At 27.4% G+C, this 8,222-nt stretch carries 6 protein-coding genes and 1 pseudogene; all 7 read right to left on the reverse strand.

Annotation, left to right across the window (positions count from 1 at the left end; all coding sequences use genetic code 11):
- Positions 1-313, reverse strand: a pseudogene (locus Q5F54_RS07830) (kinase); the annotation flags it as partial.
- Positions 314-453: 140 nt separating this feature from the next.
- Positions 454-1,536, reverse strand: a complete 1,083-nt coding sequence (locus tag Q5F54_RS07835) for an SIR2 family protein (RefSeq protein ID WP_288306915.1) — start codon at positions 1,534-1,536, stop codon at positions 454-456.
- A 225-nt stretch (positions 1,537-1,761) separates the two neighbouring features.
- Entirely contained in the window at positions 1,762-1,974 is a 213-nt protein-coding gene (locus Q5F54_RS07840) for a hypothetical protein (protein WP_288306916.1), read from the reverse strand.
- 58 nt (positions 1,975-2,032) lie between these two features.
- Positions 2,033-3,928 (reverse strand): glutamine synthetase, encoded by a 1,896-nt coding sequence (locus tag Q5F54_RS07845; protein ID WP_288701516.1) that lies wholly within the window; start codon positions 3,926-3,928, stop codon positions 2,033-2,035.
- 15 nt (positions 3,929-3,943) lie between these two features.
- Positions 3,944-5,785, reverse strand: coding sequence for an asparagine synthase (glutamine-hydrolyzing) (asnB, locus tag Q5F54_RS07850; RefSeq protein WP_288306918.1), 1,842 nt, complete (start codon positions 5,783-5,785; stop codon positions 3,944-3,946).
- A gap of 163 nt (positions 5,786-5,948) precedes the next feature.
- The gene (locus Q5F54_RS07855; RefSeq protein WP_302334189.1) at positions 5,949-6,296 is read right to left on the reverse strand and encodes a DUF4870 domain-containing protein; all 348 of its coding nucleotides are present in this window, start codon (positions 6,294-6,296) and stop codon (positions 5,949-5,951) included.
- Positions 6,297-6,402: 106 nt separating this feature from the next.
- Positions 6,403-8,222: penicillin-binding transpeptidase domain-containing protein (locus tag Q5F54_RS07860; RefSeq protein WP_302334190.1), on the reverse strand; the 1,820-nt coding region annotated here is incomplete at its 5' end.

Consider the following 8,222-nt stretch of genomic DNA (forward strand, 5'->3'; position numbering starts at 1 on the left):
TATTAAACATTCTTTGATAATTTAGGTATTTTTCACAATAACATTCTTTAAATGTATTAATATCTATAGTTATAAGGTTATAACCTACTAATGTTTCAACACCTTTTTTTATAGTACTTTCTATATTATACATTCCGATTTCTAGCGACTTTTCCGATAAGTCTTTTAACGTTAATATATTATTTAGACAATAATTTTTAAAATTATCACGTGCATATTCTGCTTGATTTTTAAATGATTTCCTTATACTATTGTAGTTATCCGTTTTTTCATCAAATTCTACTATAGCACCATTTATATCAAATGTAACCATATTTTGTCCCCCTAGCTTATCCCTAATTTTTCTCTATATTTATAATTTGATAACAATGCTTATTTTCCTTCTAAATTATGTTCAAAAGTACAAAAAATATTGGCAAAAGTACTTTATATAACAATTTAGCTACATTTATTTTATATCTTTATCGTCTTTATAAATCTTACAGGATCACTTGCAAACTCTTCAAAAGAATTATCAGTAAATATAACCCCCTCTCCTAAGAACCTTTTATATCTCTCTTCCTCCTTTCTTTTTGAATCTTCTCTTTTCCCTTCATAACTATTAAATACCATAAATTTTAAAGGAGCTTTTTTTCTACTAGTTTGAACTCGTTTTATCATATACTTTATATGTATATCTGCATCAGAAAAAGAGTATCCACAAAAAATAAGTAAGTCACTTTCTCTTAAAGTTTTTTCTACTTCTCTCCAAACTGTTGATACAAATACATTAGTCATATTTTTAAAATAAGTAGGAGGTATTATAATAGGTATTGTAATTTCATCACAGGCTAAACATTTAGCTTCGTCTATATTATCTAAAAGCCTCATTATTCCACCTTCATAAGGTGTTATTGTTAGACTGTTACATACTGGACAGTATAGCCAATTTAGCGAACCATGTATTTTATAAAGTTTAACAATTGGAGACTGTGGCTTTTTCCAACTGTGTCTAAAATCAAAATTTGTAAAATCAACTCCATAATCAAGCATTATAGGATTATCTTTTTTATATAATCCTGCTATTGTATTATCTATATGTATATCATAGTTTGCACTTATAAATGTAGTATCTTTTAATAGATCTTCTTTTAATAAATTATCTATCAATAATTTGTGGTAGTAGTTATTAGTTTTCTCACAATTATGTAATGACTTAGCCATAAGTAATATAAGATACTGTCTTAAAATACGTATACTATCACTTTTTTTATGCAAATTTTCAAGTCCAAAGTTTTTAAATGATTCTCTTCTTTGCTCTGCTAAGTCTATAAGACCTAATACTTCTTCAAATGTTGGAAATGATATTTTATCTATACCATCATTTATTATATCTATATTAAACATATCTTTAAAAAACTTATGTAGTTCTATGTTCATTTCACTTTTATAATCTTTTTGTGTTAAAGATTTAAAATATTCAACAAATAGTTGACTTTGAATAGGGCAGTGTTCTGCTGCTGAAGCTCCTGCACCTAAAAATATTGCTATTTTCATTTTATCCTCCAGTTCTTTCTTTATTAATATTGTTATTTATATTCATATATAATTATATTTTCTACAATATATATAATTTACTTTGCTTAAGCTACGTGTCGGCTAAACACTTCTTTTCATATGTTATACACAATATTTTATCCTACATAATTTCATTATATGTAAAAAAGACTCTATCTAAAAACAGATAGAATCTTTTTTACTTTTACTTTCTTTATATATTAATTATATTAAAGAAAATACATCTGAAACATTTTCATCATTTTCTATTTCATTACGTTCACCACAATAAGGACATAATATACAAGGCTTGCTATCTTTTGGTGTTACAACTCTTAATTTTTGTCCCTCTTGAATTTCTGCATGTTTACCGCATCTAACACAGTCAAACTCAACTAATTTATTTGCTTTGGCGCTTTTAGCCATAGAAAAACTCATATCACCATCTCCGAACATTTAATTATTTTTAATAGTAATTAATTTTTCTTATATATTTCTAAAAAATATTTTTCTTATATTGAATATACTTACTTTGAAGTAATTCCATTTTATCTTTCATTATTAATTGAAGCTCTGATGCTAGTTCTAATTCATTATTATCTAATGCTTCTATTATTTGAGTAAATAAAGACTTTCTTACTAAATTATCTTTCATTAATTCAAGTTTTATATTATTTATATCATTATATACAACTTCATCTAAAGCATCCATATCATCTATTGTATGCATTTTTTTGCATCCTCTTATTATATCCATATTGTCTTGTATAATCCTATTTCTCAATTCTTTCATCCATCTGTCTATAGCCCCTACTTTAAATGAATTTATAATATCATCAGTAAATACATCATTATCTTTTAATACTTCAACTTTTTCAATATATTTATCTAAATTTAACATATTTTCATAAACTGTAGCTGGTGATTTTCCAAATAATTTTTCTCTTTCATCTTGAGTGTAGCATTCAAATACATTTTCTTCATCTCTATATTTTCTATCTTTCTCTAAATAAAAACTAGTTTCACCTGCATCTTTAGATATTTCTTTTTCTAATTCTTTTGAATCTAAATTACTAACTGCTACTGCTTTTATACCATCTACTACTGCTTGATAAATACTTGCTAAAACTAAATACGTATTTGATAATGGATTTGGAGCTCTTAACTCAAATCTAGTAGCTAGTGGATTATCTATATCTCTTATAAGTCCTATTAATACTGATCTATTTCTTGATGGGACTTCATAATTTTTACCAAGTGAAGTAACTATACATACCGGTGCTTCAAATCCTGGTACTAATCTATTTAGTGCATCATTTGAATCTGTTACAAATGGGTTTAATACTTCATAGTTTTTAAGTATTCCCATTAATGCTCCATACCCTATTTCACTCATAAAATCACTGTTCATATCTTTTGGTGAGAATAAATTTTTAACTTTTCCATCTTTTAATTTTGCACTTATTCCTATATGAGTGTGTTCTCCACTTCCAGCTACTCTATTAAGTGGCTTAGCTTTAAAAGTCACATTAAGACCAAAGCTTTTAAATACCTCTTCAACTATATCTCTTATTACTATCTCATTGTCTGCAGTTTGAATTGCACTTGAATATTTCCAGTCTATTTCTAATTGTTCCATTGCATGATTAGTTTTACCGTCTATACTTATTGAACTTGCTATACCACCAACTTCTTTATGACCCATTTCAGGTTCTACGCCTAACTCTTGAAGTATTATAAGAGTTCTTTCTAATGCACTTCTTATAGTACCTTGAGTTTTTTTCCAGTATTGCTCTTTTAAACTTTGAGATACATATAATTTATCTAAATCTGCTTTATCTTCTGGTGTGCTTACCCAGAATTCTAGCTCGGTTGCTGATGTTATATTTATCTTTTCTATATCATCCACACTATCTATATCTACATGATTTAAAAGATTAGGGTATTTTTTTAATAAATCCATTAAAGTATTTTCTAAATTATTTGTTGCTCTTTGTAGTATTCCTCTTGAACATACCTTTTTATTATTGTGTATTAAGAAAGAAGGTATTTTAAGTGTACCAACAGGTAAGTTAGTTTCATAATCAGTTAGCTCAGTATTATAATCGATATACCAATTTACATCTAAGTCAGGAAGTAAATCAACTTTAGCATTATTTAATGTTGCAATTTCATGAAGTTCTACACTTGAACCATCTGTTTGTATTCCTCTATATAAAAAGTCATCTATATCTTTTTTAAATAATTCTACAGGTATTTTTTCATCAGTTGCATTACCACCTAAATCTACCCCCATTAAAGATACAAACTTTATTTGTTTGTTTAAATTTAGTATTTGAACTATTTTTGCACTATTATGATCCTCTTTTTTTATCACTCTCAATAATCCCATAGTAATACCCCCTATTTATATATCTAGTTTTACATTATATTCATTTAACCAAGTTTCTAACTGAATTAAATAAGCTATTACTTGAGGTCCTGTCATAAGTTGACCAAACCAAGGTTTAGTAAAGCTTCTACCTTGAGTATTTATCATATTAATAACAGCTTCTTTGTCTACTATTTGAAAAAGCTTAGCATTTGGATCTTGAGCTATATCATTTAGCATTTTACATACTGCTTTAGTGTATATTGGATTATGAGTTTTTGGATATGGACTTTTCTTTCTGTCTATTATCTCATCTGGAAGTAGGGTTCTCATAGACTCTCTTAAAAGTCCTTTTTCACGACCATGTAATAGTTTCATATCTGCAGGTATGTTATAAGCATATTCAACTAATGTTTTATCTGCATAAGGTACTCTTCCTTCTAAACTATTTGCCATAGTCATTCTATCTTTTCTATTTAATAAAGTTATCATAAACCATTTTAAGTTTAGATAAGTTAACTCTCTCATTCTTTCATCTCTTTTGCTTTCACCTTTTACTTTTGGAACTTTTTTTATGCTATCTTGACACATTTGTTTTGAATATTCTTCTATAGGTAAATCCGCTATACTTTTTGCTAATATATTTTTTCTATGGTTTAATGAATCTTGCCATGGAAACATTTCTATATTTTCATAATCTTTAGTATACCAAGGATATCCACCAAATACCTCATCGGCACACTCTCCAGATAAAACAACTGTAGCATGTTTTCTCACTTCTTTAGAAAATAAATAAAGTGATGAATCTATATCTGCCATTAAAGGTAAATCCGATGCTAATGTAGCTTCTTTTAAATAATTTGCAAGTATTGTATTATCTAGTATTACATTGTGATGATTACTTTTAATATAATCTGCCATTTTTACAACCCAATAAGCATCACTATTTGGTTGGAATTCATTAGCTTTAAAATATTTTTCATTATCAGTGTAATCAATTGAAAATGTATTTAATTTTTCTTTATTATCTCTTTCAAAAGCCTTAGCCGCTATATAGGATATAAAACTTGAATCAAGTCCACCAGATAAGAAAGTACAAACAGGTACATCACTAACAAGTTGTCTTTCTATTGCATCTACTAATAATTCTCTTAAATGCTTTGTAGTTTGACCTAAATCTTCTGTGTGCTCTTTTGCTTCTAGCTCCCAATACTGTCTTAATTTTATTCCATTTTCATTGTATGTTAAACAATATGCAGGAGGTACTTCTTTTATATCTTTAAATATTCCTGATCCTAGACTTCTTTGAGGGCTTATAGCCATCATCTCTAAAATACCTTCTTTATCAACGATAGAATCAACATCTGGATGTTTTAATAATGCTTTAATTTCAGATCCAAATATTAATGAATCTCCCTTAAATGAATAAAATAAAGGTTTAACCCCTAATGGATCCCTTACTAAAAATAATTCTTTTTTATAATCATCCCATATAGCAAATGCATATATCCCATCTATTTTATTTACACAATCCTGACCATACTCTATATATGAAGTTAAAAGTACTTCTGTATCAGAATATGAGTTAAATGTATACCCTTTATCTAATAAATCACGTCTTACAACCTCTGTATTATATAGTTCCCCATTGTATACTATAGTATATTTTCTATCACCTAAATACTTATCCATAGGTTGAAGTCCACCTGTTGGGTCCACTATAGCTAATCTTCTATGTCCAAGTATTGCATTATCATATACTTTTATTCCATATGAATCTGGACCTCTAAATACTAGAGTATCTCTCATGTCTTCTACTATATTGTAATAGGGCTTTATATCTTTTTTAAGATTAACCCATCCAACTATTCCACACATACATTCCACTCCTTTATTGATATATGCTATCATATGTTATTTAAAATAATAAGGTGTATACATTAACCATAAAAATAAAAAAATATATATAGTAAAATTAATTTTATTAAGTTTTTTTATCAAAAACAAAAAAAGATGAAGTTTTTTCTTCATCTTTAATCAATTACTTTATAAAGTTAATTACAAATTCATAATCATAGTCTTTATACTGACCATACTTTATCATACCTAGTACAGCTAATACAAAGTATGCTATTGAAACTATTGGAGTTAAAAGCGCTCCTATTAAAACAATTATTGATAATCCTGCTATTATTTCATATATTACAAAAGATATATGAAAGTTTAATAACTTTCTTCCATTTTCTCTTATATAGTCAGATTCTTTACTTAAGTCTTTCCATACAAAGTATGATACTATAAATCCAACTAAGTTAAAAACAAGTATAGCTCCAGCCATTATTAACATTATCAGATTTTCTCTTGACATAGAATTTCTGTAGTTATCCATCTAAATTCCTCCAATTAAAATTCATATAAATATAATACAAATTTGCATTACATGTTATTATATTATATTTATATAAATAATGCTATAGAATAGATAAGATTAAAATCTAATTATTAATATAATTTTTTATTATATTTTTCACCTTAGGTACTACATGGCTTCCTGCTGTTTTACCGTTTAAATCTTCTATAATCATTGATATAGCTATTTTAGGTTCATCCAGATTTACTGCTACAAACCATCCTTTTTCACTACCATCTGTATCATCTTTACTTTTTTTAATTTCTGCTGTACCAGTTTTTCCTATTAAGTTTACTCCATTTATCTTTCCTAAATTCCCGGTTCCGTCTTCATCATTTATAACTGCCCCAAAACAACTAATTAACTCTTCTAAATTTTCTTTATTTATAGCTTTACTATATACTTTTGGCTCTTTATTTTCACTTATTACAAGTCTCGGCTTCATTATATCACCATTATTAGAAAGTGCCGAGTAAGACATAGCTACATCAAGTGGAGTCATAAGTACCTCTCCTTGCCCATAACCAGTATCAGCTAATAGCATTTCACTTTCTATTTTAGAGTTATTAGATATTTGTGATTTATCCATAGGATATTCAAATTCTAAATTTTCTCCTATACCAAATTTCTTTGCTCCTTCTATAAATTTATCTGCGCCTATTTTAATAGCTAAGTCTGCAAAGTATATGTTATCAGAGTATTTAGTGGCATCATATAAATTAACTGATCTTCCTGGGTCTTTTACTCTAGTAACATAATAATCTCCCCAATTACTACTTTTTTGCCAATTAACCCCTTTAACATCAATTGTATCATTTGGATTTAATACCTTTTCATCTAATCCTATTGATGCTGTTATAAGTTTCATAGTCGATCCTGGTGAGTATGCATTATTAAATCTATTTTCATTATGAGCATATTCACTTTCTTTCCACTTATTAGATATTGTTTTAGTTATATATGTAACCTTTGTATTAGAGTTATAAGATGGTGAACTTACCATAGCTAATACTTCTCCAGTTTGAGGATGTAATGCCACAGATGCTCCTTTTTCATTATTCATTTGTGCATATATATTTTCTTGAAGTTTAGAGTCTATTGATAGCTTTATATTTTCTCCATTTATAGGTTCTGTTTTTGCTAATGTTATTTTTTCTTCTCCTCTTTTTATAAATATATGCACACCATCTCTTGCTCTTAATTTATCTTCATAAACTTGTTCTAATCCTGATTTTCCTATTTTACTTTGTGAGTTATAATCTTTACCTTTATATTTTTCTAATTCTTCCTTAGTTATATTATCAGTGTATCCAATCAGACAACCTAATGCCTCACTATTTTGATATACTCTAGAATCTACCTCATCTATAATTACACCTTCTATAGTTTTTAATAAATCAATTTTTTCATTTTCATATTGAGATATCTTTAATATTGGTATTTTATGATCTGGATTTTGATTTTCTATTTTTTCACTTATTTTATCCATGCTTACATCTAGTACCTCTGCAAACTTAGGTAAGTTTTCATCTTTATTTGCTGTAAAAACACTAGGATGTATACTTACTTGATAAGCTTTACCATCATAAGCTAACTTATTATTATCTCTATCTAATATTTGTCCTCTAACAGCTTTATCAACCTCTACCCCTATTTTATCATCTTTAGTCATAGGAGGAAGTATTAAGCTTTCATTCCAATTTATTTTATAGTTTTTATCTTCTTTAACTATATCTACCTTTATATCTTCAAATTTCAATTTCCCTGCTAGAGTATTCATTGTAATTGATATAGGTATCTGAGTCTTGCTATTTATTTCTCCAATTGAAATCTTTATATCATTTGCGCCTATACCCGAATATATGCTAGAGTACCTTTTTATAAATTCTTCCTTAGAGATATATT

It is taken from the genome of uncultured Romboutsia sp. (assembly GCF_958366745.1).
GTDB lineage: Bacteria > Bacillota > Clostridia > Peptostreptococcales > Peptostreptococcaceae > Romboutsia > Romboutsia timonensis.

What these genes read in the sequence shown, in the direction of transcription:
- Q5F54_RS07835 (WP_288306915.1), bottom strand. Translation starts at nt 1,536, where the DNA reads ATGAAAATAGCAATATTTTTAGGTGCAGGAGCTTCAGCAGCAGAACAC.
- Q5F54_RS07840 (WP_288306916.1), bottom strand. Translation starts at nt 1,974, where the DNA reads ATGAGTTTTTCTATGGCTAAAAGCGCCAAAGCAAATAAATTAGTTGAG.
- Q5F54_RS07845 (WP_288701516.1), bottom strand. Translation starts at nt 3,928, where the DNA reads ATGGGATTATTGAGAGTGATAAAAAAAGAGGATCATAATAGTGCAAAA.
- asnB (WP_288306918.1), bottom strand. Translation starts at nt 5,785, where the DNA reads ATGTGTGGAATAGTTGGATGGGTTAATCTTAAAAAAGATATAAAGCCC.
- Q5F54_RS07855 (WP_302334189.1), bottom strand. Translation starts at nt 6,296, where the DNA reads ATGGATAACTACAGAAATTCTATGTCAAGAGAAAATCTGATAATGTTA.